Raw genomic sequence first — 20,564 nt, forward strand, 5'->3', positions numbered from 1 at the left:
AGGTTTTTTTATGGCTTTTAATAGTAAAAATTAACATTATTCATAATCTTGAAATAATAATTATTGCTTGACTTTAGTTTCATAATTTAATGCAACGCTAGTGTAATTCCCTATAATTTCCCAGACAATAAAAAAGTGCTACGCTTTACGTAACACTCTAATCTTCGTAATTCAGCTTATCATGCTAACGAGGTTCTACGATTAATTTAATTGCTGTACGTTCTTCATCATCAATTAAAATATCAGTAAATGCCGGAATACAGATGAGGTCAACTCCACTTGGTGCAACAAATCCTCTAGCAATTGCTACTGCCTTTACAGCTTGATTTAATGCACCAGCGCCTATCGCTTGAATTTCTGCTGAGCCGCGTTCTCTTAAAACATTCGCAAGTGCACCTGCTACTGAATTGGGATTTGATTTTGCTGACACCTTTAATACTTCCATTACTAGTACCTCCTTCATTAACTATTATAGTTCTATTGCTACTATATTCCTGGAGATGTTAGCTTATTACCCTATTATGCATTAATAATTCGAAACATTCAAATAATCAATAAATAAACGGATGATCATCATTTATTAGAATGCGCTCCACCTTTGTTGCTTTCCCACTTTTATCATCAATCGTAACGAAAAAACCATTTAACTGACTTCTTCCCTTTTTTGTAATTTCAAAACGTACAGGCATGGAAGTTAAAAACCGTTGGATCACCGCTTCTTTCTCTACGCCTAATATTCCATCATACGGGCCCGTCATCCCTACATCGGATATATATGCAGTACCACCAGGCAATATGCGTTCATCAGCGGTTTGTGTATGCGTATGAGTACCAACGACTGCACTAGCACGACCGTCTACATACCATCCTAATGCCTGTTTTTCACTAGTTGCTTCGCCATGAAAATCTATAAAAATTATATTTGTTCGTTTTTTAGCTTCCTCTATTAATTGATCTGCTTTAGTAAACGGATCATCACTAGGTGGAAGGAATGTCCTTCCTTGTAAATTCATAACAGCGACTTCAATTCCATTAATATTTACATAAATAATTCCTTTTCCAGGATTATTTTCCGGAAAGTTCGCTGGACGGATCATATTCTTAGCATCGTCTATAAAATCATATATTTCCCGCTTATCCCATGTATGGTTTCCCATTGTAACAACTTGGGCTCCCCACTCCAGAAATTGTTTATAAATTTTTTCAGTTATTCCTTTACCTGATGCTGCATTTTCCCCATTAACAATAGTAAGATTTGGTCGATATTTCTCTTTTAACTTAGGCAAATATTCCTGTACCATATTTCTACCTGGAGAGCCAACGATATCTCCAATAAATAAAATTTTCATTAATCTTATCATCCTATCCTTTTGATTACTTTAAGTCTTTCATACCGTGTTTATCTTGTCAAAATTTCTAGTCATTATGTAAGGAAAAATATGCAGTCATCCTTAAAATACGCAAAATAAAAAGCGGTCTATGACCACTTTTTATTTTGCATATTCAACAGCTCTCGTTTCCCTGATTACCGTTACTTTAATATGACCTGGGTAATCAAGTTCTCCTTCAATTCGCTTGCGGATGTCCCGTGCGATTCGAACGGATTCTACATCATCGATTTCATCAGGCTTTACCATAATGCGAATTTCTCTTCCCGCCTGAATAGCAAATGATTTTTCCACTCCAGTGAACGATTCAGAAATTTCTTCTAATTTCTCTAATCGCTTAATATAATTTTCCAACGTTTCACTTCTAGCACCAGGTCTTGCTGCAGATAGTGCGTCCGCTGCAGCAACCAATACTGAGATAATGGAAGTAGGCTCTTCATCGCCATGGTGAGAAGCTATCGAATTAATGACAACCTCATGTTCCTTATATTTCATTGCAAGTTCTTTACCAATTTCGACGTGACTTCCTTCCACTTCATGATCTATTGCTTTACCAATATCATGGAGTAGTCCCGCTCTTCTTGCCAATGTTTCATCTTCACCTAGTTCAGCAGCAAGCAATCCAGAAAGGTATGCAACCTCAGTTGAATGCTTCAATACATTTTGTCCATAGCTTGTACGATATTTTAATCTACCAAGAATCTTTATTAAGTCTGGATGTAAGCCATGTACACCTACTTCAAACGTTGTTTCTTCACCAATCTCACGTATATATTCATCTACGTCGCGTCTCGCCTTATCTACCATTTCCTCTATTCGTGCTGGATGTATTCTTCCATCTTGTACGAGTTTTTCTAAAGCGAGGCGAGCTGTTTCTCTTCTAATCGGATCAAATCCAGATAAAATTACTGCTTCTGGAGTATCATCAATAATTAAATCAATACCTGTCAGCGTTTCTAGCGTACGAATATTCCGCCCTTCACGACCAATAATTCGTCCTTTCATTTCATCATTAGGAAGGTTAACAACTGAGACGGTTGTTTCAGCAACGTGGTCAGCAGCACAGCGTTGTAAAGCTAACGATAGGATGCTTTTGGCTTTTTTATCTGCTTCTTCTTTTGCGCGATTCTCAGCCTCTTTTATTAATAATGCTGATTCATGCGCAACTTCTTGTTCGATTCTTTCAAGAATAATTTGTCTAGCCTGGTCTGTTGTATATCCTGAAATGCGTTCAAGCTCGGTTTGCTGCTCTTGTAATGTAGCTTCCACTTTGCTTTCCATTTCTTCAATTTGTTGTTGTTTTTCTGTTAACGACTGTTCTTTCCTCTCTAACATAAGCTCACGCTTGTCTAGTGTTTCACTTTTTCTGTCCAGATTTTCTTCTTTTTGCATCAGACGATTTTCTTGCTTTTGTACTTCGTTACGTCGTTCACGAAGTTCATCTTCGGTCTGTTGGCGAAGTTTATGATTTTCATCCTTCGCTTCAAGAAGCGCCTCTTTTTTGGAGGCATCTGCATTCCGATGCGCCTCATCAACGATTTGTTTAGCTAATGTTTCAGCACTAGAAATTTTAGCTTCAGCAATAGATTTACGAATCAGATAACCAACAACAATACCGACGATTAGGATTCCAAGCAAAATGGAGATGAGTAAAAGACTGTCCATGATTTCACCTCCTATTGCTATAAAGTTGTACAATTAAATTATTGTCGGCATGTAGCATTTTCAATGCGTGAAAACAATAAAATATATCATTGAAATGATAAATCTATACAGTATTAATTTTAATTGTGTAGAATGCGAATGTCAAGGAAACGTCACAAGTTGTCGCGATTACTTGTGTAAATAATGGAAATATACTTACTTTAGTTAAGAGATAGTAATATTTTTGTTAATAAGTGCTTTAGACAAACATAACTTCTCACTCAAAATACAAACAATTATTTTATCACTATGGGAATATAATCATCGCAACCTGAAATATATCCGTTTCCGCGGGAGTCTCGCTTATTTTAGGTGCTAAATTATTAATTCTAATCAAAAAAACGAACTATAATCAACTTTAACTAATTATAGCTCGTTTTGATTGTTTCTTATTTACTTTTATCCCAGACTTTTTAATTATTGACTAGACATCTAAACTTTCCTGACCGGCTTCTTCTACTTCTTCCTTTGGCTGATCATCAAGATTATAATGACTGCGAATAGCCTCATGAATTTCCGTCATCACATTCGTATTTTCTTTTAGGAACTGCTTCGCATTCTCTCGACCTTGACCAAGTCTTTCTTCATTATAAGAATACCAAGCACCGCTCTTAAGGACAATATCCAAATCTGATCCAATATCCAATATTTCTCCTTCTTTGGATATACCTTCTCCATACATAATATCTACTTCGGCTTGTTTAAATGGCGGTGCTACTTTATTTTTCACTACCTTAATTCTTGCCTTATTTCCTACCATATCATTGCCTTGTTTTAATGACTCTGCACGACGTACTTCTAATCTAACAGAGGAGTAGAATTTAAGTGCTCTTCCACCAGGTGTTGTTTCAGGATTACCAAACATGACGCCGACCTTTTCACGGATTTGGTTAATAAAAATGGCTGTTGTTTTTGATTTATTAATCGCACCAGAAAGCTTCCTTAAAGCCTGTGACATTAAACGAGCCTGAAGACCAACATGAGAGTCTCCCATTTCACCTTCTATTTCGGCTTTAGGAACTAACGCTGCAACAGAATCGACTACAATAATATCAACGGCACCACTACGAACTAACGCTTCGGCGATTTCTAATGCTTGCTCTCCTGTATCAGGCTGTGAAAGGAGTAATTCTTCAATATTCACTCCTAAAGCACGGGCATAAGTAGGGTCTAATGCGTGTTCTGCATCGATAAACGCAGCTTGTCCACCTTGACGCTGTGCTTCGGCAATAGCATGCAAAGCTACAGTTGTTTTACCAGAGGATTCTGGACCATAAATTTCAACTACTCTCCCTCTCGGATAACCTCCAATACCTAAGGCAACATCTAATGCTAGTGAACCACTCGGTATGGTAGCAATTTTTTGTTCAGCTTGTTCTCCAAGTTTCATAATGGAGCCTTTACCGAATTGTTTCTCTATTTGTCTTAACGCCATATCTAAAGCTTGTTTTCTATCACTCAAAGCGTCGTCCTCCTTTAATAATCTACTTACATCATACATGGTTTTCGACCTTTTGCCAAGCAAAAAACGAATAAATGTTCCCTTTTTTAGAGGGGAATAACAAAAGGAAAAAGAATTATAGAATAGATTTCCGCGTAACTATGTAATTATCCATTCAATTATTCTGCTAACTTTATCATTTTAAATGATTGTACAAAAGCTCTAAACCTTTCTGAACAGTTCTTCTTCTTATCGTATTTCGATCTCCTTGAAATTGACATTTCTCTCTTATCGTATGTCCAGCTTGATCATATATAGCAATATATACTGTACCAACAGGCTTTCCTTCTGTTTCTGAAGGTCCAGCAACTCCAGTAAACCCAATACCGATAGATGCATTGAGTTTCGTTGCTGCGTTTTTTGCCATTGCTAAAGCACATTCCTTACTAATAGCACCATATTCCTCAATCACCTGAGGTGGTACGCCTAAAACATTTTGTTTTACCTCGTTATTATATGAAACAATGCCTCCACGAAACACGTCAGAAACACCAGGAACAGATGAAAGCTTTCCGGAGAATAGTCCTCCTGTTAGACTTTCAGCAGTTGCTAGTTGTTTGCTATCTTTCCTCAGCAGTTCTACAATTTCCCCCTCTAGCGTGGCTTGATTGACTCCATAAAAATAGTGACCAACTAAATTTAAAATTTTTGATTTGGTTTTATCTAGTAATTCATCTACTTGTTGCTCTGATTCTCCATTAGCTGTTAACCGAATCACGATCCCATCATCCTGGGCTAACGGTGCAATAGTCGGATTTGTCTGGGCTTGAATCATGTCCCGGAGTTCATGTTCTAGCTTGGACTCACCTATTCCTATAAATTTTAATACGACAGATTTTATGATTTCATGCTGACTAACCATTTGCTGAATCGTTGGGAATACATGCTCGATAGCAAGTGATTTCATTTCCCTGGGAACGCCAGGTAAAAATATCCATTTCCGACCTTCAAATGTTACCATCATCCCTGGAGCCATCCCTACACTGTTTTTCCAAACATCTGCTGTTTCAAAAACACGAGCCTGCTTTCGATTATTCGGGGTCATCTCAACGTCTTGCTTATGAAAATATGCTTGTATTTTATCCATGGAAGGCTTGTGTTCCACCATCGATAAATTCGATAATGCTTGAAAAGCCTCTCTTGTTAAGTCATCTTCTGTTGGCCCTAACCCACCAGTTACTAAAATAATATCGGATCGCAGATGTGCTTGTCTAAATGTCTCTTCGACGCGGCGTAGGTTATCACCGACGACAACATGGTTATATATGTTAACTCCATACTGAGCAAGTTGCTGCGATAGCCATTGTGCATTCGTATTTGCAATCTGACCGAGCAGTAATTCTGTTCCTACAGCAATAATCTCAGCTTTCACTTTTTTGGTCATTTTGAATCCCTCATTACATGCCAGTTTTTCATGAAATAATCAACCCCAGATAAAATAGTAAAGAACAGGCTAATATACAGCATCCATTGTCCAAATGGAAATCCTATATAGGCAAACGGAAAATTATGCAGTAGTAATACTGCTATAGCAATCATCTGCGTTGCCGTTTTCAATTTACCCATACTCCCAGCTGCTAAAACAATTCCTTCACCAGCAGCAACAAGTCTAAGACCTGTGACTGCAAATTCTCTACTGATAATAATGATAACTACCCATGCTGGAGCTACCCCCATTTCTACCAGTATGATTAATGCTGCTGAAACAAGTAACTTATCTGCAAGCGGATCTAAAAATTTACCTAAATTTGTTACCAAATTGTATTTTCTTGCATAGTGGCCGTCAATCCAATCAGTAGCGGCGGCGACAATAAATAATAATCCAGCAACAAAATGAGTCAGAGGTAATTGAGCTTCACCAATGTCCCACGATCCCCAATAAAATGGCACACTCATTAAAATAATAAAAACTGGTATTAAAAGTATTCGAGATAACGTTATTTTATTTGGTACATTCATTTATACATCCTCCTCGTGTAAGCATCTATAAATTAAAACCCTTCCCAACAAGTTGAAAGGAAGGGCTTATCAGTTATTCAGCTTCTTGATTTAATTCTATCCATATATTTTGTCTTACGGTTTGTGGGTCAACTGGATATTCCATTTCCACTCCATTAATCGTAATCGTAAGTACAGATGCATTACCGATTTTGAAGAACACACGATCTTTCCCTGTAAGCTTCAGTTCTAAAGGTGATTTTTCCTCATTAAACATAGCCTCTTCAAAGAACGTCTCCCCATCTTCCGATTTAACACCAAGCCATGTATCCCCTTCAGCTTCAAGAGTTGCCTCCACTTCCTCACCAGAATAATTGAAGGCAACAATCGATTCCGGAGTACTTCCTTCACCTTTCTCTATGACAGAGAAAGCTGCTTCTGGTTCATCATTTTTATCGTTCTGAGCTTCATCACTTTCATCAGTTTTATTTTCTTCATCACTCTTTGTATCTTCTTCTGCTGGTTGTTTTGAACGTTTATCATCATTAATCACAACACTATCGTCTTCTTTCACTTCTTCATTATTAGCATTTCCCGACATATTTTGATTAATAAAGATCAAGGCAACTACGATAATACCAATAATTAGTAACACGACGATGATCGTAGGGAAGATCGAAAAGCTTGAAGGAGTCTTTTCGGCATTCGTCTCCTTACGAGTCCGTTGAATCCTACTTAGCTGCTCTCCATCAGGTTCTTCCGTTTTCGGTACTTCTTCTTTAAATTCTTCCATCAATTCATCCGGATCAAGTCCTACTGCATTTGCATATTCCTTAATAAATGCTCTTGCATAGAATTTTCCTGGTAGAATATGTAAATTACCTTCTTCTATGGCAAGTAAATACCTTTTTTGAATCTTTGTTGTTTCCTGCAAACTTTCTAATGAGAGGTTCTTTGCCTCCCTTGCTTCCTTTAGCCTTGCTCCAATTTCCATTTCAAACACCATCCATTTTAAAAATCGAACGTAGAGAATCCATCTTCTTGACTAAATTGTTGTCTTTCAATAGGTTCATACGTAATTTCTTCATTCTCATAACTTCTTAGTTCAATAATGTAATCAAAGTCATCCATTTTATACTCTGTTGATTGTACAAATATATCCGGATGTTCAACTACCTTTATAGCAGGTAGCTGCATAACCTCTCGAATTAGCTGCCAGTGCTTTTCATTAGCACGTCTTGTCGAAACCATTCCATCAATGATATAAATGTTATCTGGGTTGTATTCTCCCTCGATTAATTGACTACGAACTGTCTGCTTCAATAACGTACTGGATACAAACAGCCATCGCTTATTTGCACAAACACTAGCTGCTACAACTGACTCCGTCTTGCCAACTCTTGGCATTCCGCGAATCCCAATTAATTTATGACCTTCTTTTTTATATAACTCCGCCATAAAATCAACCAATAGCCCTAGGTCATCACGGACAAATCGAATGGTCTTACGATCGTCAACATCTCTATGTATATATCTTCCATGTCGCACTGCCATTTTATCTCTGAGTTTAGGCTTTCGAAGTTTAGTAACGTTGATCATGTCCATTGTTTCTAAAATTGATTTTAGGCGTGTTATATTTTCATCAAATTGCGACAATAATAGCATACCTCTACGTGCATTTTCCACACCATTAATTGTAATAATATTTATGGATAACATACCTAATAACGACGAAATATCACCAAGTAAACCAGGTCGGTTAATTTGAATTTCATATTCAAGATACCATTCTGTCTTCTCCATAAAAAGCTCCTTTAAGTGACAACTTTTTTACAGACCTTCTTCAATTTAATTTTAACGATATAACTATATAATAAAGGATTTTACTCCAAGTGAAAAGAGATTATCATAAGAAATAAAAAAAAGAAGCTGTTTATTTAATAATAAACAACTTCGTAAATGAATACAAAATAGTCCCTATTTTGTATTGCCTTGATTTTGCACAAATTTCACCATTGTATTTGCAATAGCTTGTTGCTCATCCTCTGAAGCGGCATTCCATAAATCACGTAAAATTGCCTCTTCATTATTCTTTGCGTCGACATTTTGTGCAAGATAGTCGCCGACCTCTTGTGCCATATTTTGTATCGTTTGTTCACTCATCCCTTGCTCTTGTACTTGATTAAGCTTATTTGCAAGGAAACTTTTCCACGAATCAAAGTTATCAAGAACTGACATACTTTCTCCTCCTTCAATATTTTTACATGCATAGTATTTGAATTATTTCCTTGTTTATACATGCATGAAGGAACAAAAGTGAACATATCAAAACTGTTGGCTAGATTACCAGCCACCGGTAACATTGATTATTTCTCCTTGAATATAGCTACTATTCCCGGAAAGTAAAAAACTAGTCATATGTGCAATTTCTTCTGGCTTCCCAGCTCGATTTAGCGGAATATCAGCTATAATTTCTGCTTTCTCTTCATCTAAAAGATGTTGGTTCATTTTGGTTTCGATATAGCCCGGACTAATTGCATTTACCGAAACGCCCGACGGTCCCACTTCTTTAGCTAAGGCCTTTACAAAGCTATTTTGTGCACCTTTTACAGATGAATAAATGACTTCATTACTGGCACCTTGTTCACCCCAAATAGATGTAATAAAAATAACTTGCCCGCCTGTATGAATCATGGACGGTAATAATTCTTTTACGATCATCCAAGGCGATTTTATGTGAAGCTGGAGCATCTCATCCATTACATCTTCGGGTGTATCTTGAAACAAACCAAAGTGTGCTTTGCCACTTGCAAAAACAACTGCATCAATAGGGAAAACGAGCTGCTTAACAAAGGCCTTGCAAGCAGTTGCATTACTTAAATCTGCTTGTAGCATAGAAAGAATTTTTTCCGGTTCGATACTTTTACGGAAAGCTTCAAGTGCCTGTTTGTTATGATTGTAATGAAGAATAAGCTGATAATTTTGCTCTGCCAATTGTTTAGCAATTGCCACACCAATATCGCCACTCGCACCAACGATTAAAACATTCTTCCCCATTGTATTTACTCCGCAGCGATTGTACAAACAGATAAACGCTCTTCACTAATCCAGTTCTGCATAAATTGCTGAGCATCTTCGAATGTTAAAGCTCTCACTGTTGATAATATGGAGAAAAAGTCCAAATCCAAAATATGGTAATGTGTATATAAATTAGCCATTGTCTCTAAGTTATTCATACTCCGGAGCAACTTTCCAATTTTTTTTCTTTTTATCCGTTCGAATGTTTCGCTAGTAAGTTTTGCGTTCGTTATCCGAAGTAACATTTCTTTTAATGTATCAGCAAATTCAGTAGGCCGCTCACTATTACTACCTATTAAAGTATAACCAAAGTTGCGATCTAAATTCGTCTCAAAAAAGAAGCTATCATCAATTAACTGTTCTTCATATAATAGCTGATAAAATTCGCCACCCTTAGAAAAATAATGGTCCAATATCATGCCTTGTAGCAGATCCTTTTTCAGAAATGCTTCATTTGAAATGTCTAGGTTTGCTTCTTTGATACCAACTGTACATTTAGTAATGGAAACAGGCATCGTTATTTTTTTCTCTTTTGTCGCAACTTCTTGAGGTTCTACTGGGAAATTCCTACGTAACTCTTTCATTTCCTTAAAATCTTTGCGGTTTTGATTTCGTTCAACTAGCTGCATCATTCGATTGGGATCAAAATTTCCAGTAATAAACAACGTCATATTCTCCGGATGATAAAACGTGTTATAGCATGTATATAGATCATCTTTTGTAATCTTATTAATCGATTCCACCGTACCTGCAATATCCACGTTAACTGGATGGTGCTTAAACATTGCTTTTATTGTACCCATAAAAGATTGCCAATCGGGCTGGTCATCATACATGTTTATTTCTTGTGCAATAATTCCCTTTTCCTTTTCCACTGATTGTTCTGTAAAATATGGATCTTGAACAAAGTCGATCAATGTTTCTACATTCTTCTCAATTTGATCGGTGGCTGTAAATAAATAGGCAGTTTTCGTAAACGATGTATAAGCATTGGCGGATGCACCTTGTTTGGAGAAGTCAGCAAATACATCACCCTTCTCACTTTCGAATAGTTTATGTTCTAAAAAGTGGGCAACTCCTTCTGGAACAGTTACGAGTTCGTCCTTACCGATAGGAACAAATTCTAAATCAATAGAACCATAGTTTGTCGTAAATAATCCATGAGTCTTTGCCATTTCTGTTTTCGGCAACAAGATAACATCCAAGCCATTTTCCAATTTTTTTGTGTAAATTGTTTCACCGATCTCTTCATACGTATGCTTATTCATTAGAATCCCCTTTCTCTGCTGTTAATAAATAGAGAGTATCTTCTTCAAGCTTGTTCGCAACAGCAACGACTTCCTCTTTCGTTACGCGCTTAATCTGTTCAATAAACGCTAGAGGTTCAACTTTTTTATTAGATAAAACTTGCTGATACAAAAATTCTATGGTTCCTTGAGGGTGATCTAATGTTTCTAGTAACTGATTGGATATTAACGCTTTTGTTTCATCTAATTCATTTTCTGTAAAGTCACCCTGCTTCATTGCAGTCATCTGCTCTCTTATGATATCTCTTGCTTTTTCAAAATCATCTGGTGCAATACCACTAAATACGAGTAATAGACCTTTATGACTTTCCATTCTAGATGCAGCATAGTAAGCTAAACTATTTTTTTCTCTGACATTTATAAATAATTTAGAGCTAGGAAAACCTCCGAATAAGCCATTAAATACATGTAATGCATAATAGGCATCATCTTGAAATGTAATATTTGTTCGATAACCGATATGCAGTTTAGCCTGTTGAATTTTATCTGTTTCAATAACTTCTCTAGGCTTGGTTTTCTCAACAGAAGCCGGCTTCGGGTTTTTGGTAGCTTGCATTCTTTCTGCTTCAAGATCGTCTCGATGAAATACAGCGGATAATTTTCTCTCCATAACCGCTTCGTCCAAATCACCTTGTATATAGAGATCAATACTATCTTCCTTAAGCATCTGTTGATAGTAAGTAAATAAATTCTGTTCATTAAGTTTATTAAGATCTTCCTCGTAACCATGTACATGTAATTGATATGGTTCACCATTACACATTTCATCAATTAACCGCATATTAGCATAACTCATTTTGTCATCTTTTAATGCATTGATTTTTTGTCTTAATGTTTCTTTTTCTCTGTTAAAAATGGCTTGTTCAAATTGTTGATTTGTTACATTCGGATCAAATAATATTTCGTGCAGTAAATTAATTCCTTCATCAAGAATCGTCGTTGTATCCTCGAGAAATTTCTGATTCGCTATTTCAAGACGTAGACTAATAATATGATTTTCTCCTTTTTTAGCACCATCGATGGAAATAGAAGCACCATAGAGATCATCTAATTTCATTTGTAGCTTTTGCTTAGAAGGGTACTTTTTGGTTCCTTGCTTTAAAATGTAAGGAATTAAAGCTCTTTTTGTTATCGTGTCCCTGCTTAAAGGAGCTTTTAATTTCAATACCAATGTAATTGTCTTATATTTTTTATTTGGAATAAAATGAAGATGTAGTCCGTTTACATCTTTCGTTGTTTCTAAAATTTCGCGCATAAACATCCTCCTGAATTTCTCTAAGATTTATCAACTTTATTCTTCACATATTTTCCATTTGTCATCCATTATAAAACAAAAAAAACCGGGTTGCGACTATAAGACGCAATCCGATTGAAATAGTTATCTATCTGCTACCTTTTATATATGGATCTCCGTTTGCTCTTGGAGCTTCAGCTCTACCAATAAACCCTGCTAAAGCGAGAATCGTTAATACATATGGTGCAATTAACAGGAATACCTGTGGTACATCAGCCAAGAAAGGAATACCTGCACCAATTACACTGAGACTCTGGGCAAAACCGAAGAATAATGCTGCACCCATCGCACCAAGTGGATGCCATTTCCCAAAAATAACTGCTGCCAAAGCCATAAACCCTTGCCCAACAATTGTAGCATGCGAGAAATTAAGCGCGATAGTTAATGCAAAAACAGCTCCACCTAATCCACCCATGGCCCCAGATATAATTACTGCTACATAACGTAATTTATATACATTAATCCCATTTGTATCTGCAGCCATCGGATGTTCTCCGACTGCGCGAAGTCGTAAACCAAATGGTGTTTTATATAGAATGTACCATGCAATAAGCGCTAATACGATAGCTACATATGAAGTAATATAAATCCCTTGAAAGAAAATTGGACCGATGATAGGTATATCCGCTAATAATGGAACATCTGTCGTATAGAATGGCTGACTAACCATATCTGTTTGCCCTTTATCATACCACTGCTTCGTTAAGAAAACACCTAACCCTAACGCTAAAAAATTAATTGCAACCCCACTAACAACTTGGTCAGCGCGAAATGATACGGAAGCAACTGCATGAATAACCGAAAATAATGCAGAAATCACCATTGCGACGACGATAGATAACCATGGTGTCCATGCACCGAAGACATCAGCGAAGGTTAAGTTGAAGACAATTCCAACAAAAGCTCCCATTACCATGAGCCCTTCCAAACCAATATTAACAACGCCGGATCGCTCACTAAACACTCCGCCCAATGCCGTAAATATTAAAGGCGCTGAATAAAATAATGCAGTTGGGATGATCGATTGTAATAATTCAATAAACCCCATTTATTTGCCCTCCTTTTTGAAGCGAAGTATAATCCAACGAATAATATAGCTAGATGCAACAAAGAAAATGATTAATGCAATAATAATATCAACAAGTTCATTTGGAACGCCCGCCTGTGTCGGCATATTTAGCGCCCCTACCTTTAATGCACCAAATAAAAATGCTGCAAGAACTACTCCAATTGCACTATTAGCTCCCAACAACGCAACTGCTATGCCATCAAAACCAATATTCGAAAATCCAGAGCTAACGGTCATATTCCCATAGGTTCCTAGTCCTTCCATAGAACCAGCTAGTCCTGCAAAGGCTCCAGAAATAACCATTGCCAAAACGATGTTGCGTTTAACGCTCATTCCGGCATATTTCGATGCATGTTGATTATAACCTACCGATTTAAGCTCATAACCAATATTCGTTCGCTCAATGATAAACCACATGATCATTGCAGCAAATAGAGCAATTAAAATCCCATAATGCATCCTTGAAAAATACGTTAATCCTTCTAACCATTCAGAAGCTAAAGATGCACTTGGTGCGATCATCTCTGTTTTATCAGCATTATTAGTTAGTACGTTACGGATAATTGCATTTGCACTATAAAGGGCAATATAATTCATCATGATGGTAACAATTACTTCATGAACACCAAGCCTCGCCTTTAATACCCCAGGAATAAACCCCCAAATAGCTCCAGCTAATGCAGCGACGATAAGCGCTAATGGTATATGAATGATCATAGGTGCCTCTACCGTTGTACCTATCCACACAGCAGCTAGCCATCCAACAATAACCTGGCCCTCTGCTCCTATATTGAATAACCCCGTCCTAAAAGCAAATGCGATAGCGAGTCCAGTTAATATATAAGGAGTTGTCTGTCGAATTGTTTCACCAAAGAAATAAGGGTCTCCAAATGCTCCATTAAACAGGGCGACATAACCTTGAATCGGATTATACCCGAATCCAAGCATAATGATTGCTCCTGCAAGTATACCAATAAAAACAGAAATAATAGGAACTAGAATATTGAACCACTTGTTCGAATTCATTGATTATCACCTGCCTTTTCTTGGTTACTGCCAGCCATTAATAACCCTAATTCCTGTTCATTCGTATTTTCTGGTGACACATTTGCTACAATTTTCCCATCAAAAATGACGGCGATTCGATCACTGACATCTAATATCTCATCTAATTCGAAAGATACGAGTAAGATTGCCTTTCCTTTATCACGTTCTTCAATCAGTTTGCGATGAATAAACTCTATCGCTCCTACATCAAGTCCTCTAGTTGGCTGTGCAGCAATTAACAAAGCTGGAGAACGGTCAACTTCCCTTGCAATAATCGCCTTTTGCTGATTTCCACCAGACAGCGCCCTTGCTTTTGTATAAGCACTAGGAGTTCGAACATCATATTCGGAAATTAGACTTTCTGCCTTTTGATAGATTTCTTTATAATTAAGAATCTTATATTTAGAATAGGGGTTTTTGTAATAAGTCTGTAACACAATATTTTCGCCAATAGGAAAATCCAATACTAGCCCAAACTTGTGTCGGTCCTGAGGTATATGACCAACTCCACTTTCTGTTACTTTACGTGGGGATAAATTAGAAATTTCCTTTTCATTTAACCGAATACTTCCAGCGTTTGTTTTTTTTAATCCAGTGATTGCTTCAATCAATTCTGACTGTCCATTGCCATCTACCCCTGCTATCCCTACAATTTCTCCGGCACGTACGTCTAGATTCAAGCCCTTAACCATGTTTACCTTTCTTGAATCTTTTACGAATAAATCTTTAATTTCTAAGACTGTATTAGTAGGTTCAGCGGTTTTCTTTTCCGTTTTAAAAGAGACATCTCTTCCAACCATAAGCGCGGCCAATTCGGTTACATTTGTTTCCGCTACATTTACAGTACCAATTCCTTTTCCTTTACGAATAACTGTACAACGGTCACAAATTTGCATAATCTCTTTTAGTTTATGTGTTATTAGAATGATAGATTTGCCTTCTGCTATTAATGCTTTCATTATCTCCATCAACTCTTTAATTTCTTGAGGAGTAAGTACAGCAGTTGGTTCATCAAAGATTAAAACATCAGCACCACGATATAGTGTCTTTAAGATTTCTACCCGTTGCTGCATACCTACCGAAATATCGCTTATCTTTGCTGTAGCATCAACCTGTAAGCCATAACGATCAGATAACTCCTGAACTTCTCGTTCTGCTTTTTTTATATTAATCTTACCGTGCTTCGTAGGCTCACTACCGAGAATAATATTTTGCGTTACCGTAAACGGTTCTACTAGCATAAAATGTTGATGAACCATACCGATACCTAATTGATTGGCAACATTTGGATCTGCAATATTTACCTTTTTTCCTTTGACACGTATTTCACCTAGCTCAGGCTGATACAATCCGAACAGTACATTCATTAACGTTGACTTTCCAGCACCATTTTCTCCTAGCAGAGCATGTATTTCTCCCTTTTTAAGTTGAACAGTAATGTCATCATTAGCCACTATCCCCGGGAATTCTTTCCGAATATTCAGCATTTCTATTACATAATCCATGGGACTTCACTCCTTTAATATTCAAGTAATCATTACATGCTATCAGAAAAACTAGCAACGGAAGAGGGCTGGAATTTCGCTTCCGTTGCTAACCTTTCTTCCAGCTTACATTACATGCAAAGAGGCTGTTCAACCAGCCTCTTCATTATTGTTCTATAAAGATTCCTCGAATGTCTTCAGTTCATCTCTTGTTTGTGGAACATCTACATCGCCCTTAATAATTTTTTCTTTCCAGTCGTCCACAGCTGAAACGATTTCGTCTGTTATTGCATCTTCATTTGTTTTAGCTAAGAATACGCCATCATCAGATAACCCAAATTCAAGAATTTTTCCACCTGGGAAATCTCCTTCTAGTCCCATGTTACTTACTTTTTGTACGGATAAATCTACACGCTTGACCATTGATGTAAATGTTACATTATGATCGCCAATTTTCCCCTCTTCGTGTTGATCGCGATCCACACCAATAACCCAAATATCACGTTCTGGATCATTTTGTTTAATATCTTTAGCTTGAGCAAATACACCATTTCCTGCAGCACCAGCAGCATGATAAATAATGTCGGCATCATCATTATACATACGCGTAGCAATCAGCTTTCCGTCTGCAGCAGAACTGAAATTCCCTACGTATTGAATGTCAATTTCGATTGCTGGATTTACTGATTTAGCACCAGCTACAAATCCAGCTTCAAATTTATTAATTAAATCAGAATCAACGCCACCAATAAATCCTAATTTATTTGTTTTTGTTTTCATAGCTGCTGCAACGCCAGCCAAGAATGATCCCTCGTGTTCGGCAAAGGTTAAACTAGCAACATTGGGTGCTTCAACAACTGTGTCAACGATCGCATAATTCGTTTCAGGATTTTGTTTTGCCACTTTAGTTATCGAATCTTGAAGCAAAAAGCCAACTCCAAAGATTAAATCATAGCCTTCTTTTGTCATTCTTGTTAAGTTTGGAAGATAATCAGATTCATCTGAGGATTGCGCATAGTCGAACCCATTTCCTTTTGAAAGTCCATGCTCCTCTCCCCAAGCCTTTAACCCTTCCCATGAAGATTGGTTAAAGGATTTATCATCTACTCCACCCTCATCGGTAACAATAGCTGCTGAATAATCCGTTGACTCGCCTTTTTCACTTCCCTTGTCTGCTTCCTTATCATTTGAAGTTCCACAAGCTGCTAACACCATACTAAAACTAGCAATAACAGCAAAGAATAATAAAAACTTACGCTTCTTCATTGATTAAACCCCCTATTATTTTTATAAACATCATAAGTACTTCCTACTTCAATAACTACGCTATAACCACCCCCTCGATATAATTCACAAAAGCGGGAAAATTCCGCATAAAAAATGAAAGCCGTTTCACAAATGGATACGCTTCATTTTTTATCATGTACTACTTTCATACATTCATTCAACTACATTTTACAAACGCTTTCTTAACACGTGAAAGCTGAACATATCAGATCGAAAATAGTTTGCTGAATATAATACTGCCTCATCCTCTTCTGTATAGTGCATTTGTTTTAGGAGTAATAAGGTTTGTTCTGGATGACAGTCTAAAATGTTATAAATTCGATCATGATATCCAATCGGTTCAATATAAGTCACTGCATAAGCTACTCGTTTATTCGCGTATTCCTCCATAAGTTTAAAGATGGAATCTTCTTTATGTACACGATTAAGTGGTATTAAATCTTCTGGAATCTTATCGATACAGAAAACGACAGGTTTACAATCCGCTGTTCGAACCCGTTCAATCTTCGCTAAACGCTTTACTGATTTCGGAGCAAATCTACTCTTTTCATCGTCTGTAGCATCTTGCACATCTGTAGATAAGTATTGCGAACCCGCAATCTTTCCAGATTTCTCGATCATTGATGTCACACTTGTTAATTGTTCGATACCTGATGAAAAAATAGGTTTAGGGTTAACAAATGTACCTACACCATGTCTTCGCGTTACAATATTATCTTCTTCAAGGATGCGCAATGCTTCTCTAAGTGTCGCACGAGAAACACCAAGAAGCTTAGATAATTGAAATTCCGAAGGTAGCTTCTCCTTTTCCTTATATTTCCCCTTTTCAATATCTCGTTTAATTTCATCAATTACTTGTAAATACAAATGTCTTGCATCGGTTTTAATCGACAAGCTATATCCCCCCATCCAATATTTACAAACATCAAGAAATCCGACATCTGACGTATGACTCGTTTGTTCGTCATAAATCATACCATTAATCTTAAAATAAATAAATAGCTATAGGACATATTTCTTAAAAATAATCTTCCTATTTCGACATTAATAGACATTTTTCCACTGATTGTTTTGCTCATTACAAAAAACCGTATAAAGCTGTTTGCACAGACTTTATACGGTTCAATAAAACCTATGAAGATTGCTCCTCTGCTGATTGACTGATTAATACAGTTCGCGGTTTACTCCCTTCATAAGGCCCAACAATTCCACGTTGCTCCATAGCATCAATCAATCTTGCCGCTCTTGTATAGCCAATTCTAAATCTTCGCTGTAGCATCGAAACACTTGCGCTTTGCATTTCCGTTATGAGTTGAACGGCATCATCATATAGTTCATCGTCCACTTCATCTACAACTTCATTCGTTTCTTCTGGAATCATTTCCTCTTGGTATGAAGCCTTTTGCTGATCAATACAATGATCAACAATTCGTTCTACTTCTTCATCAGATAAAAATGCACCTTGTACACGTGTCGGCTTTGATGCTCCTACTGGTAAGAACAACATATCCCCTCTGCCAAGTAGCTTTTCTGCTCCCCCTGAATCCAGAATTGTTCTTGAATCAGTTGTAGAAGAAACACTAAAGGCAATACGAGAAGGGATATTCGCTTTGATAACACCTGTTATAACATCAACAGAAGGTCTTTGTGTGGCAATAATTAAATGAATACCTGCTGCTCTAGCCATTTGCGCTAAGCGCGTAATGGAATCTTCCACATCATTTGAAGCAACCATCATTAAATCGGCTAATTCATCTACTAAAACTACTATATAAGGAAGGTTCGGCTGTGTTTCATCAGCATGTAGATTATGCTTCCTTATGTATTCATTATATCCTTCAATATTTCTAGTTCCTGTATCAGAGAATAGTTCATAGCGTCGTTCCATTTCGGATACAACCTTTTTCAATGCTCTAGAAGCCTTTTTCGGATCAGTCACAACTGGAGCTAGCAAATGTGGGATGCCATTATACACATTTAATTCCACTTTCTTCGGGTCAATCATCATCATTTTCACTTCATGTGGTTTGGTTCGCATCAAGATCGTAGTAATGATTCCGTTCACGCAGACACTTTTACCACTTCCTGTTGCACCTGCTATTAGTAAATGTGGCATCTTATTTAACTCTGAAACTACGGCGTCTCCAGATATATCTCTACCTAAAGCAAAAAGCAGTTTAGAAGCTTGTTTATTAACCATACTATCTAGTACCTCTCGTAAAGATACCATGGCTACTTCCTGATTGGGTACTTCAATACCTACGGCGGATTTACCTGGAATTGGTGCTTCGATTCGAATATCCTTTGCAGCCAATGCCAGGGCCAGATCATCATGCAAACTAACAATCTTACTTACTTTCACTCCTGCTTCTGGATATACTTCATATTTCGTTACTGCTGGTCCAACATGAACCTTTGTTACCCTAGCCTTCACCCCAAAACTATTAAACGTACGCTCTAATTTTCGAACAGTAGCTTGAATCTGTGACTTTTCCTGTTGTTGGGAATTATGTGCTGGCTCTGCTAATAGTTGCATGGAAGGTAATACATATTCATAGTTTTCCGTTTCAGTCATTGGCATATTTTCAAGTGTATCCTCTTCCCCATTGTCTGCTTCTGGCTGTACAGTTTTTTTGCCTTGATCAGCTTGCGGAGTATGGGGGGTATATGCAACATCTGTAAAGTCTTGAATGACTGGCTCTTCCTCCGTATGATATACCACCTCATCAACTTCAGGTTCATCAGCATCTGTATCAACTGGATGGTTCACTTCTGGAAGTTGCTTATTTGCACGCTTTTCCTTCCAAGCGGCTTTATATCTAGCAAAAGAACCGCCAACTTTCTTCCAAAGCTTTGAAAAGATATCACCTATTGACAATTCCGTCATAAATATGATCCCAATAACAATGGAAAAAACAGCAACGATTTTAGCACCTGCTAAGGAGAATAAATAGTACGTGAAGGTGAGTAATAGAGCACCTGCCATTCCACCACCCAAATAGCCAGATGACAATTGATTTTCAAGATATGCAGCGTAATTTTCCCATGTTGTACCAATAATAGAAAGCTGACTATCTGAAGCTATTACCTGATCGAACATCTGAATGTGTGTGAGTAACAATATGCCGCAAAAAACAATATAAAACCCTACAAGTTTTTTGTTTGCAAAATCCGGAAATCTTCGCTTTGCTACTAAAATCATTCCTGTAATTAACAACAATACAGACGCAGCAAAGTACCATATACCTAAAAAGAAGCGAAATAAGTGCTCTAATCCTCCCGGAATAGCTCCGTCACTAATAGCACTTGCACCACTACCAAATATCCCTAAAAATATAAACAAGAGACCGAGTAACTCAAATTTGAGTTGTTTTTTAAACTTACTCTTTCGTTTTTTTCGTTTCTTTGCCATTATTTCACCCCAATCGATCTTGGCAAGTATACATGAAGAATAAACCCCTGTCGAA

18 protein-coding genes are annotated in these 20,564 nt (G+C 37.2%); all 18 read right to left on the reverse strand.

Annotation, left to right across the window (positions count from 1 at the left end; translation table 11 throughout):
• Positions 1–184 precede the first annotated feature (184 nt).
• Positions 185–445, reverse strand: coding sequence for a stage V sporulation protein S (locus Q1A47_RS00005; RefSeq protein WP_021291504.1), 261 nt, complete (start codon positions 443–445; stop codon positions 185–187).
• Positions 446–551: 106 nt separating this feature from the next.
• On the reverse strand, positions 552–1,349 hold the full coding sequence (locus Q1A47_RS00010) for a TIGR00282 family metallophosphoesterase (protein ID WP_121605202.1): 798 nt from the start codon (positions 1,347–1,349) through the stop codon (positions 552–554).
• Positions 1,350–1,490: 141 nt separating this feature from the next.
• Positions 1,491–3,053: a ribonuclease Y gene (gene rny / locus Q1A47_RS00015; RefSeq protein WP_026680965.1), complete on the reverse strand. Its 1,563-nt coding sequence runs from the start codon at positions 3,051–3,053 to the stop codon at positions 1,491–1,493.
• Between the two features lie 463 nt (positions 3,054–3,516).
• Complete coding sequence (gene recA / locus Q1A47_RS00020; RefSeq protein ID WP_121605203.1) at positions 3,517–4,554, reverse strand: recombinase RecA; 1,038 nt, start codon at positions 4,552–4,554, stop codon at positions 3,517–3,519.
• A 175-nt stretch (positions 4,555–4,729) separates the two neighbouring features.
• Positions 4,730–5,977, reverse strand: a complete 1,248-nt coding sequence (locus Q1A47_RS00025) for a competence/damage-inducible protein A (RefSeq protein WP_166529871.1) — start codon at positions 5,975–5,977, stop codon at positions 4,730–4,732.
• Entirely contained in the window at positions 5,974–6,552 is a 579-nt protein-coding gene (gene pgsA, locus Q1A47_RS00030; RefSeq protein WP_166529872.1) for a CDP-diacylglycerol--glycerol-3-phosphate 3-phosphatidyltransferase, read from the reverse strand. The genes Q1A47_RS00025 and pgsA overlap by 4 nt, the downstream gene beginning before the upstream one ends.
• Before the next feature lie 73 nt (positions 6,553–6,625).
• On the reverse strand, positions 6,626–7,537 hold the full coding sequence (locus Q1A47_RS00035; protein WP_299629518.1) for a helix-turn-helix domain-containing protein: 912 nt from the start codon (positions 7,535–7,537) through the stop codon (positions 6,626–6,628).
• 5 nt (positions 7,538–7,542) lie between these two features.
• Complete coding sequence (locus Q1A47_RS00040; protein WP_026680960.1) at positions 7,543–8,334, reverse strand: YmfK family protein; 792 nt, start codon at positions 8,332–8,334, stop codon at positions 7,543–7,545.
• A 174-nt stretch (positions 8,335–8,508) separates the two neighbouring features.
• Complete coding sequence (locus tag Q1A47_RS00045; protein ID WP_166529874.1) at positions 8,509–8,769, reverse strand: DUF3243 domain-containing protein; 261 nt, start codon at positions 8,767–8,769, stop codon at positions 8,509–8,511.
• Positions 8,770–8,874: 105 nt separating this feature from the next.
• Positions 8,875–9,588 (reverse strand): elongation factor P 5-aminopentanone reductase, encoded by a 714-nt coding sequence (locus Q1A47_RS00050; RefSeq protein ID WP_121605207.1) that lies wholly within the window; start codon positions 9,586–9,588, stop codon positions 8,875–8,877.
• A 5-nt stretch (positions 9,589–9,593) separates the two neighbouring features.
• Positions 9,594–10,877 (reverse strand): EF-P 5-aminopentanol modification-associated protein YfmH, encoded by a 1,284-nt coding sequence (locus Q1A47_RS00055; RefSeq protein WP_166529875.1) that lies wholly within the window; start codon positions 10,875–10,877, stop codon positions 9,594–9,596.
• On the reverse strand, positions 10,870–12,171 hold the full coding sequence (locus Q1A47_RS00060) for an EF-P 5-aminopentanol modification-associated protein YfmF (RefSeq protein WP_166529876.1): 1,302 nt from the start codon (positions 12,169–12,171) through the stop codon (positions 10,870–10,872). The genes Q1A47_RS00055 and Q1A47_RS00060 overlap by 8 nt, the downstream gene beginning before the upstream one ends.
• Before the next feature lie 127 nt (positions 12,172–12,298).
• A complete protein-coding gene (locus Q1A47_RS00065) occupies positions 12,299–13,258 on the reverse strand; it encodes an ABC transporter permease (RefSeq protein WP_026680955.1) in 960 nt (319 codons plus the stop codon).
• On the reverse strand, positions 13,259–14,305 hold the full coding sequence (locus tag Q1A47_RS00070) for an ABC transporter permease (protein WP_121605210.1): 1,047 nt from the start codon (positions 14,303–14,305) through the stop codon (positions 13,259–13,261).
• On the reverse strand, positions 14,302–15,831 hold the full coding sequence (locus Q1A47_RS00075) for an ABC transporter ATP-binding protein (protein WP_026680953.1): 1,530 nt from the start codon (positions 15,829–15,831) through the stop codon (positions 14,302–14,304). The genes Q1A47_RS00070 and Q1A47_RS00075 overlap by 4 nt, the downstream gene beginning before the upstream one ends.
• A gap of 153 nt (positions 15,832–15,984) precedes the next feature.
• Positions 15,985–17,076 carry a BMP family protein gene (locus Q1A47_RS00080; RefSeq protein ID WP_026680952.1) on the reverse strand — a complete coding sequence of 364 codons (1,092 nt, stop codon included), beginning with the start codon at positions 17,074–17,076 and terminating at the stop codon, positions 15,985–15,987.
• Positions 17,077–17,265: 189 nt separating this feature from the next.
• Entirely contained in the window at positions 17,266–17,991 is a 726-nt protein-coding gene (locus Q1A47_RS00085) for a GntR family transcriptional regulator (RefSeq protein WP_121605211.1), read from the reverse strand.
• Positions 17,992–18,229: 238 nt separating this feature from the next.
• Positions 18,230–20,509: a DNA translocase FtsK gene (locus Q1A47_RS00090; RefSeq protein ID WP_121605212.1), complete on the reverse strand. Its 2,280-nt coding sequence runs from the start codon at positions 20,507–20,509 to the stop codon at positions 18,230–18,232.
• Positions 20,510–20,564: the final 55 nt, after the last annotated feature.

This window comes from uncultured Virgibacillus sp. (genome assembly GCF_947495635.1).
GTDB lineage: Bacteria > Bacillota > Bacilli > Bacillales > Amphibacillaceae > Virgibacillus > Virgibacillus salarius.